The organism is Paracoccus sp. MC1854 (assembly GCF_014164635.1).
Lineage (GTDB): Bacteria > Pseudomonadota > Alphaproteobacteria > Rhodobacterales > Rhodobacteraceae > Paracoccus.
Genome location: NZ_JACJFU010000015.1, coordinates 1 through 18066 on the forward strand (window position 1 = coordinate 1; position 18066 = coordinate 18066).

The following is an 18066-nucleotide window of genomic DNA, read 5'->3' on the forward strand; positions in this document are numbered from 1 at the left end:
CTTTCTCGACCATCTTCCGCAGAGCCTTCCAGAGCCCCCCAGGTCAACCTCCCGGCTTCCCCGTCCCTCACAGCGTCCCCGCCGTTCGGTGAAGCGGTATCTAGGAGGAGACGAGGAAGAGAGCAAGCGGATTCTTCGAAAAACTTTCATTCGCCTGTCAAAAAACCTTCATTCGCTTGATTTCAAAGGACTCTGCGGAAGCGCCTTCAGCCGTCCCTGCAGCCAAGGCAGCCGCAGTGCCAGCAGAATGGCCACCAGCGCCAGAATCACCAAGGGCTTCGCGGGCCAGATCTTGTAGGCGAGCAACCAGTGGAACACGGCCAGAGGCGCCGCGAGATAGACCCAGCGATGAATCACCCGCCACCTCATCGGCCCCAGCCACCGAATCGCGGCGTTCGAACTGGTCGCCGCCATCACCAGCAGAATCACCAGCACTGCCATCCCGATCGTCAGATAGGGGCGCTTGGCGATGTCCCTCAGCATCTGCGGCCACAGCAGCCCCATATCGAGGATCGCCCATGCAAGCAGGTGCAATCCGGCATAGCTGGCCGCCAGCAATCCCAGCGGCCGCCGGAACTTCACCAGATTGACCCGGGCGATCCGCAGGATCGGCGTCACACAGAGCGAGGCGATGAGGAAATAGACCGCCGTGCGGCCCAGCCGGTGCTCGATGTCGCGCACCGGATCGACGCCGAGGTTCCCCGCCAGCGTATCCCAGACCAGCAGTGCCAGCGGCAGCACGCCCAAACCCCAGACCATGCCTGTCGGCAGGCGGCGGATACGATCCATCAGTAATCCCGCGCCAGATCCATCCCGGCATACATCTGCGCGACCTGATCGCCGTAGCCGTTGAACATCAGCGTGTCCTGACGGGCGCCGAACAGGCCCGCGCCGATGCGCCGCTCGGTCGCCTGGCTCCAGCGCGGGTGGTCCACCTGCGGATTCACGTTGGCATAGAAGCCGTATTCGCGGGGCTGCATCGCCTGCCAAGTGGTGACGGGCTGACTGTCGGTCAGGGTGATCTTCACGATGCTCTTGATCGACTTGAAGCCGTATTTCCACGGCACCACCAGCCGAATCGGGGCACCGTTCTGGTTGGGCATCGGCTTGCCATAAAGCCCGGTCGCGAGAATCGTCAGCGGATGCATCGCCTCATCCAGCCGCAGCCCCTCGCGATAGGGCCAGTCCATGCTGCGGCGGCGCTGCTCGGGCATCTCCTCGGGGCGCAACAGCGTCTCGAAAGCCACGAACCTGGCCCCCGGCTGCACGCCCACCTTGTCCAGCACGCTCGCCAGCGGCACGCCCATCCACGGGATCACCATGCTCCAGGCCTCGACGCAGCGCAGGCGGTAGATGCGTTCCTCGACCGCGTTCTCGGGGGCGAGGTCGGCGACCGAGTAGCTGCCGGGCCGGTCCACCAGCCCGCCAACCTCGACTGCCCAGGGGTCGGTGGTGAGCTGGCCCGCGTTCTCGGCCGGGTCGGTCTTGCCGAAGCCGAATTCGTAGAAGTTGTTGTAGTTGGTGATCTGCTCGAAGCTGTTGGGCTCCTCAACTGCCGCCAAGGCGGGGGCGGCCGCGGCCACGCCCAGACCCGCGATGAAGGCGCGGCGGTTCAGAAACCGCGCCTCGGGCGTGACGTCGGACCAAGACAGCTTCATGGCATTTCCCCTTCGGATAGCATCGCAAAAACGCGGGCCAAGGCATCAACGATCCTGCCCGCGCCATCACGTTCCCGGCAAGGAAAAGGCCCCGGCCCATGAAGGCCGAGGCCGATCCGCTTATTGCAGCACGACATCTGCGGGGCGCTCATTACCGCCCTGCGCCCCTGCGCTGACGCGGTCGCCGACGATCAGCCCCTCGGGTCCGGCGGTGACCGTCACGGTCTGGCCGTCCATCACCTCTCCCGACAGCAGCATCTCGGCCAGCGGGTTCTGCAGGGATCGCTGGATCACCCGCTTCAGCGGCCGCGCCCCGAAGACCGGGTCATAACCCTCGTCGGCCAGCCAGGTCCGCGCGGCCGGCTCCACGTCCAGCGTGATGTTGCGGTCCGCCAGGCGCCGCTCCAGCCCGACAAGCTGAATGTCCACGATCGCATCCATGTTCGCCCGGCTCAGCCGGTGGAAGATGATGATCTCGTCCAGCCGGTTCAGGAACTCGGGCCGGAAATGTCCGCGCACCGCCGCCATCACCTCGGCCCGCGCGGCCGAGGACTCGGCCCCCTCGGGCAACTGGCTCAGCGCCTGCGCGCCGAGGTTCGAGGTCAGGATGATCAGCGTGTTCTTGAAGTCCACCGTCCGTCCCTGCCCATCGGTCAACTGGCCGTCGTCCAGCACCTGCAGCAGCACGTTGAAGACGTCCGGGTGGGCCTTTTCGACCTCGTCGAACAGGATCACCTGATAGGGACGCCGCCGCACGGCCTCGGTCAGCACGCCCCCCTCGTCATAGCCGACATAGCCGGGCGGCGCGCCGATCAGCCGGCTGACCGAGTGCTTTTCCATGAACTCGCTCATGTCCACGCGGACCATCGCGGAATCGTCGTCGAACAGATATTGCGCGATGGCCTTGGTCAGTTCGGTCTTGCCGACGCCGGTGGGGCCGAGGAACAGGAAGCTGCCCAGCGGACGCTTGGGGTCGTTCAGCCCCGCCCGTGCCCGGCGGACGGCATTCGCCACCGCTGTCACCGCCTCGGACTGGCCGATGACGCGCTTGCCCAGCACCTCTTCCATCTTCAGCAGCTTCTCGCGCTCGCCTTCCAGCATCCTGCTGGTGGGGATGCCGGTCCAGCGTTCCACCACCTCGGCGATCTGCTCGGGGCGCACGGCTTCCTCGACCAGCGGGCCGTCCTCGTGACCTTCGGTTTCGGCGATCTGCCGCTCCAGTCCGGGGATGATGCCGTAGGACAATTCCCCCGCGCGGGCGAGGTTGCCTTCGCGCTTGGCCTGCTCAAGCTCGGCGCGGGCGCGGTCAAGCTGCTCCTTGACGTGGCGCGAGCCTTCCAGCTTGTCGCGCTCGGCCTGCCAGCGGGCGGTCAGTTCCGCCGACTGCTGCTGCAGGTCGGACAGCTGCTTTTCCAGCCGTTCCAGCCGGTCGCGCGAGGCGGTGTCGTCTTCCTTTTTCAGCGCCTCGGCCTCGATCTGCATCTGCAGGATCTGGCGGTCGAGCTGGTCCAGTTCCTCGGGTTTGGAATCGACCTCCATCCGCAGGCGGCTGGCGGCCTCATCCATCAGGTCGATCGCCTTGTCCGGCAGGAAGCGGTCGGTGATGTAACGGTGGCTCAGCGTCGCCGCCGCCACCAGCGCCGCGTCGGAAATCCGCACCCCGTGGTGAAGCTCATACTTTTCCTTGATGCCGCGCAGGATCGAGATGGTGTCCTCGACCGTCGGCTCCTGCACCAGCACCGGCTGGAAGCGCCGGGCGAGCGCCGCGTCCTTCTCGATATACTTGCGGTATTCGTCCAGCGTCGTCGCGCCCACGCAATGCAGTTCGCCCCGCGCCAGCGCCGGCTTGATCAGGTTCGCGGCGTCCATCGCGCCATCGGTCTTGCCCGCGCCGACCAGCAGGTGCAATTCGTCGATGAAGAGGATGATTTCCCCGGCGGCGGTCTCGACCTCGTTCAGGATGGCCTTCAGCCGCTCCTCGAACTCGCCGCGGTATTTCGCGCCGGCGACCAGCGCGCCCATGTCCAGCGCCATCAGCTTCTTGTTGCGCAGCGACTCGGGCACGTCGCCGTTGACGATCCGCAGCGCGAGGCCCTCGGCGATGGCGGTCTTGCCGACGCCGGGTTCCCCGATCAGCACCGGGTTGTTCTTGGTCCGGCGGGACAGCACCTGCATGGTGCGGCGGATTTCCTCGTCGCGGCCGATGATCGGGTCGATCTTGCCCTGCTCGGCGGCTTCGGTCAGGTCGCGCGCATATTTGGACAGCGCCTCATAGGTGTCCTCGGCGGAAGCGGAATCAGCCGTCCGCCCCTTGCGGATGTCGTTGATCGCGGCGTTCAGCGCCTGCGCGGTGACTTTCCCCGCGTCCAGCGCGTCCTTGGCCCGCGTGTTCACCATCGCCAGCGCCATCAGCACGCGCTCGACCGGCACGAAGCTGTCGCCGGCCTGCTTGGCGATCTTCTGCGCCTCGTCCATGACGCGCACGAGGCCGGTATCCACGTAAACCTGCCCGTCGCCGCCCGAGACCTTGGGCAGCTTCGCCACCGTCTCGTCCACCGCGCGGCGCACCGCCGTGGCATCGCCGCCCGAGCGGGTGATCAGGTTGGCGGCCAGCCCCTGGTCGTCATCCATCAGCGCCTTCAGCAGGTGCTCGGGCAGCACGCGCTGGTTGCCTTCGCGGATCGCGATGGTCTGCGCGGCCTGCAAAAACCCGCGCGACCGTTCCGTGAACTTTTCCATGTCCATCGGCAAAATCTCCTTTGCAGCCCCCGCCTTGGCGCCGCCCGTCATGGCACGGCCCGTCGCGGGTCCTGCAATCCAGATGTGCGCCCCGCGCCGGGGTTTCAAGTCGCCGCCGTCCATGCGAAAAGCCCCTGATTTCGCTGGCGGAGGCACCCTATGGACGACCGGTTGATCGTGGCGCTGGACCTGCCCGATGCGCTGGCCGGACTACAACTGGCCCAGCAGCTTGGCGACACCGTGTCCTTCTACAAGATCGGGCTGGGGATGCTGACCGGCGGCGGGCTGGCGCTGGCCAATGAGCTGAAACAGGACCACGGCAAGCGCATCTTCCTCGACATGAAGCTTTACGACATCGGCGCGACGGTGGAAGCCGCCGTCCGGGGTCTTGCGGGGTTCGACCTCGACTTCCTGACCGTCCACGGCGACCCCCATGTGGTGCGCGCCGCGAAAGAGGGCGCGGCGGGCTCTGACCTGAAGATCCTCGCGGTGACGATCCTGACCTCGCTTGACCGCGCCGACCTTGACGCCGGGATGATGCAAGCGGGCGACCTGCACGACCTGACCGTCGAACGCGCCGCCCGCGCCTTCGATGCGGGGGCCGACGGCGTCATCGCCTCGCCGCGCGAGGCGCAAGCGATCCGCGCCCTGCCCGGTTCGCGCCTGATCGTCACCCCCGGCGTTCGCCCCGCAGGCGCCGCGCCCGGCGACCAGAAGCGGGTCGAGACCCCCGCCGCCGCGCTGGCCGCGGGCGCCGATCACATCGTCGTCGGCCGCCCCGTCTGGCAGTCCCCCGACCCCCGCGCCGCGGCGCGGGCGATCCTTGCGGAAATCGCTCACCCCCCGCGAGAATCGTGATAGCCTGATCCTCCCGGGGCGCGTGGGGGAGAGAGGCGATGCGGGACGGCGACTTCCACGGCTACGCGGAACGATCCGACAACGACTTGGTGCTGTCCTTCCTGCGGGTCAGGCGGGCCATCGGGCTTCTGGGCTATTTCCTTCCCACCGTCCTCGTCCTGTGGAGCGTGATCTTCGGCCAAGGCCTGCGGCCCAGCATCTCGGCCTATTACTATTCCCCCATGCGCGAGGTCCTCGTCGGTACCCTTTGCGCCATCGCCGTCTTCCTGTGGAGCTACGAGGGCTACCGCCCCCGCCCCGGCGAATGGCTGAGCGACCTCATGGCCGGCCGCGCGGCCTCGCTGGGGGCGCTGGCCGTGGCGCTGATCCCGACCGCGCCGGCCGAGCCGGTGGCCTGCACCCTCAGCCAATGCGTCATCGGCTTCTCGCTGGCCGGCACGCTGCACTGGTTGGGGGCCGGCGCCTTCTTCGGGGCGCTGGCGCTGTTCTGTCTGGTGCTCTTCGTCCGCGGGGACCATCCCGACGCCGAGAAGACCGCGAGCAACCGGATCTACCGCGCCTGCGGCTGGATCATCGTCGCGGCGCTGGCGCTGATCGGGCTGATCCTGCTGTCGCCCGATCCGGTCAAGACGCAGCTTCTGCCCCTGCGCCCGGTGTTCTGGCTGGAAACCATCGCCACCTTCGCCTTCGCGACCTCGTGGATGGTCAAGGGCGACGCGATGCGCCCGATGGTCCGCGCCGTTGCCGCAGCCGACGCCCGCTGAGGCCGCGGCCGGAACCCGCCACCTCAGCCCGCCAGCATCTCACGCACGATGGCCCGGAAATGCGGCACCGCGTTCGGATGATCCACGAACTCGGCCACCGGCATCAGCCGCAGCTCGGCCCCCTCGTCGCCCAAGGTCGCGCCCGCAGCCTCCACGGGGGTGATCTCGGCATGGAAGTACCAGCCCGCCCGCCCCGGCCGGTGCGGCAGTTCCCGCGCGTGGCCGCGCAGCCGCGCCCGGTCCAGCCGCAGGCCGGTTTCCTCAAAAAGCTCGCGCAGCGCGCACTCCTCGGGCGGCTCGTCCCCTTCGCGCCGTCCGCCCGGCAGGTCCCAGGCCCCCGGCCAGTTGATGGTGGGGACGTCGTCGCGGCGCAGGACCAGCAGGCTGTCGCCGCAGGTCAGCACCAGCTTCGCCCCGCTCCACCGCATCCCGCCCGGCCCCGCCCTCATTCCGCCGCCAGCGGCAGGCCGGTGCCGTCCAAGGGCAGCGCCGCGACATGCGCGATCACCCCGCCCAGACGGCGGGCGAGGTCGTCAAAGCCCCGGTGCGGCCGGATCGCCGCCTCGTCCATGTAAAGCGAGCGGTCGATCTCCATCTGCACCACATGGCAGCCCCGCAGCGGCCGCCCGTAGGCCGACGCCACATGCGCCCCCGCGAAGGGAGAGTTGCGGCGCACCCGGAACCCGGCGCCGATCAGCGCGCCATGCACCGCCTCGCTGATCGCGGGGTCGGCCGAGGCGCCGTTGCGGTCGCCCAGCACGATGTCGGGCGGCGGCGCCTGCAGGTGCAGCAGCGCCTCGCGCGGCATGGAATGGACGTCGATCAGGATCGCGCGGCCGTGCCGCGCCACCGCCTCGGCCATCAGCCCTTCCAGCGCCGCGTGATAGGGCCGCCACAGCGCGTCGATCCGCCGCTGCGCCTCGGCCAGGGTCAGCTTGCCGCGCCGGATCGCGCGGCCTTGGGCCACGACGCGCGGGATCACGCCCAGCCCCGACTGGATGCGCGGATCAGCGCGGCGCGAGGCCGCGCCCTCGATCGCCGCCGGGTCCAGTTCGTCCGCGCCCCGGTTCAGGTCCACCACGCAGCGCGGCACCCGCGCGGTCAGGGTGACGGCGCCCGCCGCCACGGCAGGCGCGATCAGCCGGTCCACGAAGGCATCCTCGGACGAACGCAATACATGCGGGTCCAGCATCGATTCGGCCAGGAACCAGCCGGGATAGTCGCGGCCCGAATGCGGCGAGGCGAAGATCACGCCCCCCACCCAGTCGGCCGGCCGCGCGATGTCAAAGGTCGGGCCGTCAGGGGCAGGCATCGGGATCATCGGCACGGGCCTCTCATCATCGTTGCAAGCCTGCTGTATAGCCGAAGGGGGCAGGCTGAAAAAGGGCACTTGCGGGGCGGGGACGCGGGCCTTATAGACACGCGGACCAACGCGATTCCGTTCCGCAAGGGGCGGGTCCGGCTGGCACGGGCGGTTAGCTCAGCGGTAGAGCACTACGTTGACATCGTAGTGGCCACTGGTTCGATCCCAGTACCGCCCACCATTCTTTCGCCGCCCTCGGCATGTCACCGGGGGCATTTCAGTTTCAAGGCGCGATGCGAGCGCCGCGAAGAGGGAGAAAACCGATGAAGGTTCGCAACTCGCTGCGTTCGCTGAAAGAGCGTCACCGGGACTGCCAAGTGGTGCGCCGCAAGGGCCGCATCTACGTGATCAACAAGACCAACCGCCGCTTCAAGGCGCGACAGGGCTGATCGCCCCCGGCCTGGCCGGACAACGAAAAACGCCCGCAGCCCCGTGCTGCGGGCGTTTTCCGTTTCCGAAGGGCGTTTCCTCCGGCACCTGCGGCGCGCACTTGCCTTGCCCAAGTCCCCGCTGCTCGCGGTCTTCCGGCGGATCGTTGCCTTTTGTGGATCGGGGTGGCGCGGCAGGTGCGTGCGAAGCATGCACCCTACAGGACGTCCAAGGCCCTTCGGCACCGCAGGGTGCGTGCTTCGCACGCACCACTCCGCCGCCCCTTCCCTTTCACCTCCCCCGCTGCGCCCGCAGCCGGGCCAGTTGGTCAGCGCTCAGGAAGCCGGTCGCCGCCAGCCCGTTGTCGCCCTGCCAGGCCGAGATCGCCCGCCGCGTGCCCGGCCCGAATCGCCCGTCCACGCCGTTCGGCTCATAGCCCAGCGCGCTCAGCCGGGCCTGCACCTCGACCCGCGCAAGATCGGTTAGACCCAGCCCGGCTTCGTCCTCGGCCGAGGTCCCCGGACCTGCCGCAGCCGGCGGCGGCGTCGGAACAGTGGTGGATGCCGCCGGCGCCTCTCCCTTCAGCACCCGGACCTGCTCGGCCATCAGGTAGCCCGTCGCGGGCGCCCCCCGCCCGGCCTGCCAGTCGCGGATCGCCCGGCGCGAACCCGAGCCGAAGGTGCCGTCCACACCGCGCGTGTCATGGCCTGCCACGACCAGCGCCCGCTGGACCGCCGTCCGATCCTCGCGCGTCAGGTTCAGCGCCGCCTCGGCGCGCTGGGCCTGCTCCTCCTCTGTCAGCACCCGCCCGGCCGGGGTGGTGCCCGCGTTCAGCAGCGCATCCGCAGCGGCGCGGGTCAGGAAGCCCGTCGCGGGCAGGTTGTTCGCCGCCTGCCAGGCGGTGATGGCGCGGCGCGAACCCGGGCCGAAGGCCCCGTCGATCCCGCGCGTGTCATGGCCAAGCTGCGTCAGCCGTGACTGGATGATGCGCTTTTCCGTCGCGGTCAGGCCCAGCGCCGCCTCGGTCTCGGCCGTGGCCCCCGTTGCCGGCGCGGTCGTCGTCGGGGCAGGCGTGGCGGGCGCGGGCGCTGTCCCGGTTCGCAGTTCCTGCGCCTGCGCGGCGGTCAGGTAGCCGGTCGGGGCAAGGCCCCGGCCCGTCTGCCAGGCGACGATCGCGCGGCGGGTGCCCGAGCCGAAGGTGCCATCGATCCCGCGGGTGTCATGCCCCAGCAAGGTCAGCCGCGACTGGATCGCCCGCCGGTCCTCAAGCGTCAGCGCCAGCGCCGTCTCGGCCTGCACCGCTTCCTGCGGCACGGCCGGTGCGGGTGCGGGTGCGGGACTCGTGGGCGGCTGCGTGACAGGGGTCGGAACGGGCGCGGGCACCGGCTGCGTGGCAGGGGACGACTGCATCGGCGGCAAGGGCGTGCCCGTGATCGGCGCCGATCCCGCCTGCAACTGGCCCAGCCGCGCCCGCGCCTGCGCCGCAAAGGCGCCAGCGGGGAAGGTGGACAGGTAGTTGCGGTAGGCATCCGCCGTCCCCCGCCCCTGCGCCAGCCGCCACAGCGCGTCGTCCTCGGCACTTGCGGGCGCGTCGGGCGGGATCACCTGCGCCATCGCACCGCCGCCGGGCGCGGCACCCACCAGGCCCGCCGCCAAAGCCGCCACCACAAGGGCGGTGATCCGCCCCTTCAACCCTTTTCCGACCATGCTGGTCCCCCTTGTCAGGGGCCGTTTCAGCCGTAGCTGCGCCGATCCTCGATCACCTTGCCATCGTTCGGCAGCGACCCAGGGGCGACCAACTCGACCCGGCCCTTCAGCTTGAGTGCATCGAGCACCGACGCCTCGTATAGCGCGGGGTTCTGCTGCATTGTTTCAAGTTGGACAACCATCACGTCCATTTCATCCGCACGATCCGCGATGACACGGGCGCGTGACACCTCGGGGTGGCGGGCGACAAGCTGGGCCACCTGCTCGGGGCGCACGAACATCCCCTTGATCTTGGCCGTCTGGTCGGCGCGGCCCATCCAGCCCCTGATCCGCATGTTGGTCCGCCCGCAAGGGCTTTCCCCCGGCATCACCGCCGAGAGATCCCCGGTGGCAAAACGGATCAGCGGATAGTCCGGGTTCAGCGTGGTCACGACGACCTCGCCCACTTCGCCCTCGGGGACCGGATCGCCGGTGCCGGGGCGGACGATTTCCACGATCACCCGCTCATCGACGATCATCCCCTCCATCGCCTCGCTCTCATAGGCGACCAGGCCGAGGTCAGCGGTCGCATAGCACTGCAGCGTGGCGATGCCGCGATCCGCATAGCTTTGCCGCAGCGAGGGGAAAAGCGCCCCCCCCGACACCAGCGCCCGCTTGAAACCGAGTTCCACCCCCATCTCGTCGGCGCGATCGAGGATCACCTTCAGGTAATCCGGCGTCCCCGAATAGGCCGTGGTCCCGATGTCGGCCGCGGCGCGGACCTGCAGTTCCGTCTGCCCGGTGCCCGCCGGCAGGACCGCCGCGCCCACGGCGCGGGCGGCGCTTTCGAACATCATCCCGGCGGGCGTCAGGTGATAGCCGAAGCAGTTCTGCAGGATGTCGCTGCTGGACAGCCCCGCCGCGAAGGCAAAGCGCCCCAGCCGCCACCAGTCGGCATCCACGCGGCCCGGTTCATAGATCGGACCGGGCGACTGGAAGACATGGTGGAACTCGTGCGGGTGGCGGGTGGTATAGCCGCCGAACGGGGGCTTCTTCTTCTGCGCCTCGGAGAGTTCCGCCTTGCGGATCACCGGCAAGCGGGCAAGGTCGGCGCGGCTCCGCACCTCGGCCGGCTCCACGTCGCGCAAGGCACGCGCCAGCGCGGGCGCCGTCTGCGCGTTCGAGATCGCGCGGGCCAGCGCATCGGCCAGATCGGCCTCGCGCTCGTCGCTGCTGCGGATTTCCAGGTCGTCGTAATTGCTCATCGAACTTTTCTCTGAAAGGGCTCAGGCGAGCCAACGCTTGCGGCGGCGATAGGATCGCACGTCGCGGAAGGACTTGCGGCCCTCGTCCGCCATCCCGAGGTAGAACTCCTTGACGTCGGGGTTCTCGCGCAGGGCGGCGGCCTCGCCGTCCATCACCACGCGGCCGCTTTCCAGGATATAGCCATAGTGCGCATAGCGCAGCGCCACGTTGGTGTTCTGCTCGGCCAGAAGGAAGGTCACGCCCTCGCCCTCGTTCACCTTCTTCACGATCTGGAAGATCTGCTCGACCAGTTGCGGGGCAAGACCCATCGATGGTTCGTCCAGCAGGATCGTCTCGGGCCGGCTCATCAGCGCCCGGCCCATGGCGGTCATCTGCTGCTCGCCGCCCGAGGTATAGCCGGCCTGGGACTTCCGCCGCTCGCGCAGGCGCGGGAAGTATTCATAGACCATTTCCAGGTCGCGCTTCACCGCAGCCGCGCCGTCGCCGCGGGTATAGGCGCCGGTCAGCAGGTTTTCCTCGACCGTCAGGTGCTCGAAGCAATGGCGGCCTTCCATCACCTGGATGACACCCTTCTTGACCAAGGCTGCGGGGTCCAGGTCGGTGACATTCTCGCCCCGGTAAGTGATCGCGCCCTTCGTCACCTCGCCGCGCTCGGACTTCAGCAGGTTCGACACCGCCTTCAGCGTCGTGGTCTTGCCCGCGCCGTTCCCGCCCAGCAGCGCGGTGACCGAGCCCTTGGGGACCGACAGGCTGACCCCTTTCAGGACCAGGATGACGTGGTTGTAGATGACCTCGATGTTGTTGACCTCAAGCAGCGCCTCGTCCGCGCGGGCGGTGGTCAGGGGTGCAGTGGCAGCGTCCAGCATCTCGGGCTCCTCAAGGGGGATGCCCCGGCGGCAGACCGCCGGGGCGCGTGGATCAGTTGCAGCGCGGCTGGATGTTGTTTTCCGCGGCGAAGGCCTGGGCGTCGGCGGTGATCAGCGGCTGCAGCACCTCCTCATCCGGCTGGATGAACTCGGTGATCAGCTTCCACTGCTTGGCCGAGGCGTCCCATTGCTGGATCATCCCCATGCCCGCGCCGCCGTGGTTCTGGCAGGACAGCTGGAAGGGCTGGCCAAAGCCGGGCAGGCCCAGTTCTCCCATCCGCGCCTCGCTGATCTCCAGCGCCTCGAGCCCGTCGCGCATCTGCGCGGCCGTGATCTCGGGCGTCCCGGCCAGTTCCTGCGCCTTCCTGATCCCCTCGGCGATCACCAGCGCCGCGTACATGCCGCGCGAATACATCGCCTTGCCGACATGTGCGCCCCCGCCCGACGCCTTGTTGGCATCCAGCACATGGGTCTTGAGATCACCGTAGAAGGGATAGTCCATGCCGACGCCGTTGAAGGTCGCGGACTTGTAGCCGTTGGCGGCCGCGCCCGCGGGCTCCACGTCCACTTCGCCCCCGGCCCACCAGATGCCGACCATGTTTTCCATCGGATAGCGGATGTTGGCGGCCTCCTGAATCGCCGCCTGGTTCATCACGCCCCAGCCGTAAAGGATCACGTGGTCCGGCTTTTGCCGGCGGATCTGCAGCCACTGCGACTTCTGCTCCTGCCCCGGAGGATCGACGGGGATCTGGGTCAGGGTGAAGCCGTGCTTCTTCGACAGTTCCTCGAGCGTGCGGATCGGCTCCTTGCCGAAGGCCGAGTTGTGATAGACCAGCGCGATGGTCTTGCCGTTCAGGTCGCCCCCGTTCACGTCCAGCAGGTGCTTGACGATGACCGAGGCGCCGTCCCAGTAGTTCGCGGGTGGGTTGAACACCCACTGGAAGACGCTGCCGTCCTTGGCCGAGGTCCGACCGTAGCCCGGCGTCAGCATCGGGATGCCGTCGGAGGAAACCTTGGGGATCAGCTGATAGGTAATGCCGGTCGAGAAGGGGTTGTAGACCAGCGCGCCCGAACCCTTGGTCGATTCATAGCACTCGACCCCCTTTTCGGTGTTGTAGGCGGTCTCGCATTCCGGCGTCAGGACGCGCTGGCCGCCGATGCCGCCGTCGCGCTCGTTCAGCAGGGTGAAGTAGTCGTTGAAGCCGTCGGCATACTGGTTGCCGTTCGCGCCGTAAGGGCCGGTGCGATAGCTCAGGTTCGGCACGGTCAGGTCGGCCAGGGCCGGGGCTGCGGCCATCATGGCGGCGGCGACGGCGGCAGCGAAGCGAAGTTTCATCAGGTTCCTCCCAGAAGATTTATGGTTGCGCCGGGTTCGGCCCGGTTCTTGTCAATGCGGGAACGGCCAGAGCCGCAGCTTTTCCTTGGTCAGCCGCCAGAGCTGGGCCAGCCCATGCGGCTCGACGATCAGGAAGAAGACGATCAGCGCGCCTACGATCATCAGCTCGATATGGGCGGCAAGGTCGGTGGGCCAGCCGAAAGCCCCGACCAGCACGTTTTTCAGGAAGACCGGCAGGACGACAAGAAAGGCCGCGCCCGCGAAGCTGCCGAAGATGGACCCGAGGCCGCCGATGATGACCATGAACAGCACGAGGAAGGACTTGGTGATCCCGAAGGTCTCGCTGGCTTCCGCCGCGCCGAGATAGATCGAGAACAGCAGCGCCCCCGCGATGCCGATGAAGAAGGACGAGACGGCGAAGGCGCTCATCTTGGCGGTCAGCGGGTTCACCCCGATGATCTCGGCCGCGATGTCCATGTCGCGGATCGCCATCCACTTGCGCCCCGCCGTGCCGCGGGTGAGGTTCCGCGCGACCCAGGCCAGCCCCACCGCGAAGACCAGGCAGACGAGGTATTTTGCCGAGGCCGAGGTCGCCGGGCCGCTGATGACATAGCCCAGGAAGGTGCGTTCCGGCGCGGTGATCTGCCCCGAGGCCGAGTAGTTGTAGAACCACGGCACCTTGTTGAAGAGCCAGACGAGGAAGAACTGCGCGGCGAGCGTCGCGACGGCGAGATAGAAGCCCTTGATCCGCAGGCTCGGCAGGCCGAAGAACACCCCCACGGCGGCGGTGATCCCGCCCGCCAGCAGGATGTGGATCAAGAGCGAGATCTCGGGGAACGAGGTGGACAGCTTGTAGGTCGCATAGGCGCCCACCGCCATGAAGCCCCCGGTCCCCAAGCTGACCTGCCCGCCATAACCGACCAGGATGTTCAGCCCCAGCGCGGCGATGGCATAGATCAGGAACGGCACCAGCACCGCATTGGCCCAGTAGTCCGTGATGACGAAGGGGATCACCCCGAAGGCCACCGCCAGCGTGACCCAGTAGCCCATCCGGTCGAGCTTCAGCGGAAAGGTCTGGCTGTCGTCCCGGTAGCTGGTCTTGAAGTCGCCGGCTTCACGATAAAGCATCGCTTATCCTTTCTGCCCGGTCAGAGCGGGGGCTGTCTGCCCCCGCGCCCCCGAGGATATTTTCACGAAGAAGATGGAGCAGGGGGCGTCACACACGCTCGATGATCCGCTCGCCGAAGAGGCCCTGAGGGCGGAAGACCAGGAAGATCAGCGCCAGCACATAGGCGAACCAGCTTTCCGTCGCGCCGCCGACCAGCGGGCCGATGTAGAACTCGAACAGCTTCTCGCCCACACCGATGATGAGGCCGCCGACGATGGCGCCCGGGATCGAGGTGAAGCCGCCCAGCATCAGCACCGGCAGGGCTTTCAGCGCAATCAGCGACAGCGAGAACTGCACCCCCGACTTGGTGCCCCACATGATCCCGGCGACCAGCGCCACGAAGCCCGCGATGGACCAGACCATGACCCAGATGAAGCGCAGCGAGATGCCCACCGACAGTGCCGCCTGGTGGTCGTCGGCCACCGCCCGCATGGCGCGGCCCTGCTTGGTGTACTGGCTGAAGGCCACCAGCGCCGCGACCAGAAGCGCCGCGATCACCGTGGCCCAGATGTCCAGCCGGTCGATGAAGAAGCCGTAGCCTGTCAGCGCCGCCGTCCATGCCTCGGCCGTGTCGGAAATCCCCTGCGGCAGCCCCACGTCCAGCGTCTTGACGTCAGCGCCCCACATGATGTCGCCGAGGCCTTCGAGGAAATAGGCCAGCCCGATCGTCGCCATGAACATGATGATCGGCTCTTGCCCGACGAGGTGCTTGAGCACCAAGGTCTCGATCAGGATCGCCAGCCCCACCATCACCAGCGCCGTCAGCAGGATCGCCAGCAGCGAGGGCACGGTCCAGCCGAAGGAGGACAGGTGCGTGCCCGTCATGGCGTTGATGAGATGGGCGAAGGGGATCTGGCCCTGCTGGATGCCGACCAGCGTCAGGGCGGCGAACAGCGCCAGCACGCCCTGCGCATAGTTGAAGACGCCGGATGCCTTGAAGATCAGGACGAAGCCCAGCGCCACCAGCGAATACATGACCCCAGCCATGAGGCCGTTCACCAGGACCTCGGAGGCGTAGAGAAGCTGTTCCATCAGCAGGCCCTCCGGGCGCGGTTGCGTCTGCATGGGTTGTGCATCGACCGTGCATCAGTCGTGCATGGTGTGTGCGGCGCCTTTTCAGTCATGGGCCACCCCCAGATAGGCGTCGATGACTTCCTGGTTGTTGCGGACCTCGTCGGGTGTGCCGTCCCCGATCTTGCGGCCGTAGTCCATCACGACCACCCGGTCGGACAGGTCCATGACCACGCCCATGTCGTGTTCGATCAGCGCGATGGTGGTGCCGAACTCGTCGTTCACGTCGAGGATGAAGCGGCTCATGTCCTCCTTTTCCTCGACGTTCATGCCGGCCATCGGCTCGTCCAGCATCAGAAGCTGCGGTTCGGCCGCCAGCGCGCGCGCCAGTTCCACCCGCTTCTTCAACCCATAGGGCAGCCGCCCGACCGGAGTCTTGCGGATGTTCTGAATCTCAAGGAAATCAATGATCTTCTCGACCTGTTCGCGGTGGCGGGTTTCCTCGGCCTCGGCCCGGCCCCACCACAGCGCCTGCTCCAACAGCGACGATTTCATCATCGTCAGCCGCCCGGTCATGATGTTGTCCAAGACCGACATCCCGTCGAACAGCGCGATGTTCTGGAAGGTCCGCGCCAGCCCCTGCCGCGCCACCTGATAGGGCCGCATCTGCGGGCGGCGCGCGCCCTTGAACCAGACCTCGCCTTCCTGCGGGACGTAGAAGCCCGACATGACGTTCATCATGGACGACTTGCCGGCTCCGTTCGGGCCGATGATGGCGCGGATCTCGCCCTCGCGGATGTCGAAGGAGATGTCCTTGATCGCCGTCACCCCGCCGAAGCGCAGGGTGATGCGGCGCAGGTCCATCAGCACGCCGCCGATTTTCCGGCCGTCCGCGGTGATGTAGCCCTCGGCGCCGGGCAGCGGCGCGGGCGCAGTGGGGGCCATGTCGGACAGGATGGTCTGGGAGGTCGGACTCATTCGGCGGCCATCCTCTGCGCGGGCGTGGGGGTGGTGCGGACGTCCTCGATCCGCAACGTGGCCTTCAGCCGGCCCTTGCGGCCGTCCTCGTAGGTGACCTCGGTTTCCGTGTAGACCGTCTTGCGCCCGTCATAGAGCGCGGCGATCAGATCGGCGTATTTCTCGGAGATCACGCCGCGCTTGACCTTGCGGGTGCGGGTCATCTCGCCGTCGTCGGCGTCCAGTTCCTTGTGCAGGATCAGGAAGCGGTGGATCTGGCAGCCCGACAGCATCGGATCCTGCGCCACGCTGGCGTTCACCTCCTCGACGTGCCTGCGGATCGTCTCGTAGACCTGCGGGTGGCCGGCGAGTTCCTGGTAGCTCGCATAGGCGATGTTGTTGCGTTCGGCCCAGTTGCCGACCGCCGTCAGGTCGATGTTGATGAAGGCGGTGCAGTAGTCGCGCTCGTTCCCCAGCACCACGGCTTCAAGGATGTTCGGGTAGAACTTGAGCTTGTTCTCTACATATTTCGGCGCGAACAGCGAGCCGTCCGCCATGCGCCCCACGTCCTTGGCGCGGTCGATGATCCGCAGATGCCCGCTTCCTGGCTCGAAGAACCCGGCGTCGCCCGTCGCGACCCAGCCCTCGCGGTCCTTGGTCGAGGCGGTGGATTCCGGGTTCTGGTAGTATTCGACGAAGGTGCCGGGCGAGCGGTAGAAGACCTCGCCATTGTCCGCGATTCTGACCTCGACGCCGGGCGAAGGCACGCCCACGGTATCGGCCCGCACCTGCCCGTCCGGTTGCTGGGTGATGAAGACCGTGGCCTCGGTCTGGCCGTAAAGCTGCTTGAGGTTGATCCCCAGCGAGCGGTAGAAGTCGAAGATCTCCGGCCCGATGGCTTCACCGGCAGTATAGCCTACGCGGATGCGAGAATAGCCCAGCGTGTTCTTGAGCGGGCCGTAGACCAGCAGGTTTCCCAGACCGTAGCGCAGCCGGTCCAGCGCGCTGACGGGCCTCCCGTCCGTCAGCGCCGTGCCGACGCGGCGGGCAAGCCGCATGTAATGGTCGAAGAGCCATTTCTTGATCCGGCCCGCGTCCTCCATGCGGATCATGACGCTGGTCAACTGGCCCTCGAAGACGCGGGGAGGCGCGAAGAAATAGGTCGGCCCGATCTCGCGCAGGTCGGTCATCATCGTATGCGCGCCTTCGGGGCAGTTCACGCAGAAGCCTGTCCAGTAGGCCTGCCCGACCGAGAAGATGAAGTCCCCGACCCAGGCCATCGGCAGATAGGCCAGCACCTCCTCGGAAGACTTCAGCCCGTCGAATTCCGAGGAATTGCGCGCCGTCTCGATCACGTTGCGGTTGGACAGCACCACGCCCTTGGGCTTGCCGGTGGTGCCGGAAGTGTAGAGCATCACGCAGGTGCTGTCATAATCCAGTTCCGCGATGCGGGCGTCCAGTTCCACCTCGAACCGCTGGTGGGCGACGCGGCCCTCGGCCTGCACGTCGTCAAGCCAGTTCATGCGGGAATGGTCGTATTTCCGCATCCCGCGCTTGTCGGTGTAGATGATCTGGTCGATGATCTTCACGGCCTCCTCGGCCTCGATCACCTTGTCCACCTGCTCCTGGTCGCCGCAGACGACGAAGCGGGCGCCGGAATGGTTCAGCACATAGGCCATCTCGGAGGCCACGGCGTCCTGATAGAGCGGCACGGGAATCGCGCCGCACATCTGGGCGGCCACCATCGACCAGTAATGCGCGGGGCGGTTGCGCCCGATGATCGCCACATGGTCGCCGCGGTTCAGGCCCAGCGCAAGAAAGCCCATGGCCAGCGCGCGGATCTCCTCCTGCGCCTCGGCCCAGGTCCAGCCTTGCCAGATGCCGAATTCCTTTTCCCGACAAGCGGGCCGGTTGCCCAGCGTTGCGGCGTTCCGCGCCAACAGCGCGGGAATCGACCGCAGGCTCGCGTCGGCGGCTGCGACTAGCTTCATCCTCACTCCCTTCGAACGGCATCGGCCGTCGCAG

General features: G+C 67.5%; 16 protein-coding genes and 1 tRNA gene. 4 read left to right on the forward strand and 13 right to left on the reverse strand.

Features of this window, described 5'->3' with window-relative positions; all coding sequences use genetic code 11:
- Positions 1–168: 168 nt before the first annotated feature.
- The 3 genes from H5395_RS12000 to clpB form a co-directional block, all read right to left on the reverse strand.
- Positions 169–789 carry a sulfite oxidase heme-binding subunit YedZ gene (locus H5395_RS12000; RefSeq protein WP_182792820.1) on the reverse strand — a complete coding sequence of 207 codons (621 nt, stop codon included), beginning with the start codon at positions 787–789 and terminating at the stop codon, positions 169–171.
- The gene (gene msrP / locus H5395_RS12005) at positions 789–1658 is read right to left on the reverse strand and encodes a protein-methionine-sulfoxide reductase catalytic subunit MsrP (protein WP_182792821.1); all 870 of its coding nucleotides are present in this window, start codon (positions 1656–1658) and stop codon (positions 789–791) included. The genes H5395_RS12000 and msrP overlap by 1 nt, the downstream gene beginning before the upstream one ends.
- Positions 1659–1778: 120 nt before the next feature.
- A complete protein-coding gene (clpB, locus tag H5395_RS12010; protein ID WP_182792822.1) occupies positions 1779–4403 on the reverse strand; it encodes an ATP-dependent chaperone ClpB in 2625 nt (874 codons plus the stop codon).
- A gap of 153 nt (positions 4404–4556) precedes the next feature.
- On the opposite strand from clpB, the gene pyrF reads away from it, so the two are divergent.
- Together pyrF and H5395_RS12020 are read left to right on the forward strand one after the other, a co-directional pair.
- A complete protein-coding gene (gene pyrF, locus H5395_RS12015; RefSeq protein ID WP_182792823.1) occupies positions 4557–5255 on the forward strand; it encodes an orotidine-5'-phosphate decarboxylase in 699 nt (232 codons plus the stop codon).
- 38 nt (positions 5256–5293) lie between these two features.
- Positions 5294–6019: a DUF998 domain-containing protein gene (locus H5395_RS12020; RefSeq protein WP_182792824.1), complete on the forward strand. Its 726-nt coding sequence runs from the start codon at positions 5294–5296 to the stop codon at positions 6017–6019.
- A 23-nt stretch (positions 6020–6042) separates the two neighbouring features.
- Here H5395_RS12020 and H5395_RS12025 read toward each other — a convergent pair whose 3' ends face one another.
- The gene (locus H5395_RS12025) at positions 6043–6468 is read right to left on the reverse strand and encodes an NUDIX domain-containing protein (protein WP_255440639.1); all 426 of its coding nucleotides are present in this window, start codon (positions 6466–6468) and stop codon (positions 6043–6045) included.
- Positions 6465–7340 (reverse strand): N-formylglutamate amidohydrolase, encoded by an 876-nt coding sequence (locus H5395_RS12030; RefSeq protein WP_370576449.1) that lies wholly within the window; start codon positions 7338–7340, stop codon positions 6465–6467. Before H5395_RS12030 ends, H5395_RS12025 begins: the two co-directional genes overlap by 4 nt.
- A gap of 148 nt (positions 7341–7488) precedes the next feature.
- Here H5395_RS12030 and H5395_RS12035 point away from each other — a divergent pair.
- Both H5395_RS12035 and ykgO read left to right on the forward strand, forming a co-directional pair.
- Positions 7489–7563: transfer RNA gene (locus H5395_RS12035), tRNA-Val, on the forward strand.
- A gap of 82 nt (positions 7564–7645) precedes the next feature.
- The gene (gene ykgO / locus H5395_RS12040) at positions 7646–7771 is read left to right on the forward strand and encodes a type B 50S ribosomal protein L36 (RefSeq protein WP_036720860.1); all 126 of its coding nucleotides are present in this window, start codon (positions 7646–7648) and stop codon (positions 7769–7771) included.
- Positions 7772–8042: 271 nt separating this feature from the next.
- Here the strand turns inward: ykgO and H5395_RS12045 are convergent, their stop codons facing one another.
- From H5395_RS12045 to H5395_RS12080, 8 genes are all read right to left on the reverse strand, one after another.
- Positions 8043–9458, reverse strand: coding sequence for a peptidoglycan-binding protein (locus H5395_RS12045; RefSeq protein ID WP_182792825.1), 1416 nt, complete (start codon positions 9456–9458; stop codon positions 8043–8045).
- A gap of 26 nt (positions 9459–9484) precedes the next feature.
- Positions 9485–10702 (reverse strand): phenylacetate--CoA ligase family protein, encoded by a 1218-nt coding sequence (locus H5395_RS12050; RefSeq protein WP_182792826.1) that lies wholly within the window; start codon positions 10700–10702, stop codon positions 9485–9487.
- 21 nt (positions 10703–10723) lie between these two features.
- On the reverse strand, positions 10724–11569 hold the full coding sequence (locus H5395_RS12055; protein ID WP_182792827.1) for an ABC transporter ATP-binding protein: 846 nt from the start codon (positions 11567–11569) through the stop codon (positions 10724–10726).
- 52 nt (positions 11570–11621) lie between these two features.
- The gene (locus H5395_RS12060) at positions 11622–12905 is read right to left on the reverse strand and encodes an ABC transporter substrate-binding protein (protein WP_182792828.1); all 1284 of its coding nucleotides are present in this window, start codon (positions 12903–12905) and stop codon (positions 11622–11624) included.
- Positions 12906–12956: 51 nt separating this feature from the next.
- The gene (locus tag H5395_RS12065) at positions 12957–14033 is read right to left on the reverse strand and encodes a branched-chain amino acid ABC transporter permease (RefSeq protein WP_182792829.1); all 1077 of its coding nucleotides are present in this window, start codon (positions 14031–14033) and stop codon (positions 12957–12959) included.
- 88 nt (positions 14034–14121) lie between these two features.
- Positions 14122–15138 carry a branched-chain amino acid ABC transporter permease gene (locus H5395_RS12070; protein ID WP_370576450.1) on the reverse strand — a complete coding sequence of 339 codons (1017 nt, stop codon included), beginning with the start codon at positions 15136–15138 and terminating at the stop codon, positions 14122–14124.
- A gap of 51 nt (positions 15139–15189) precedes the next feature.
- A complete protein-coding gene (locus tag H5395_RS12075; RefSeq protein WP_182792868.1) occupies positions 15190–16029 on the reverse strand; it encodes an ABC transporter ATP-binding protein in 840 nt (279 codons plus the stop codon).
- A 29-nt stretch (positions 16030–16058) separates the two neighbouring features.
- Positions 16059–18032, reverse strand: coding sequence for a long-chain fatty acid--CoA ligase (locus H5395_RS12080; RefSeq protein ID WP_182792830.1), 1974 nt, complete (start codon positions 18030–18032; stop codon positions 16059–16061).
- Between the last annotated feature and the right edge of the window lie 34 nt (positions 18033–18066).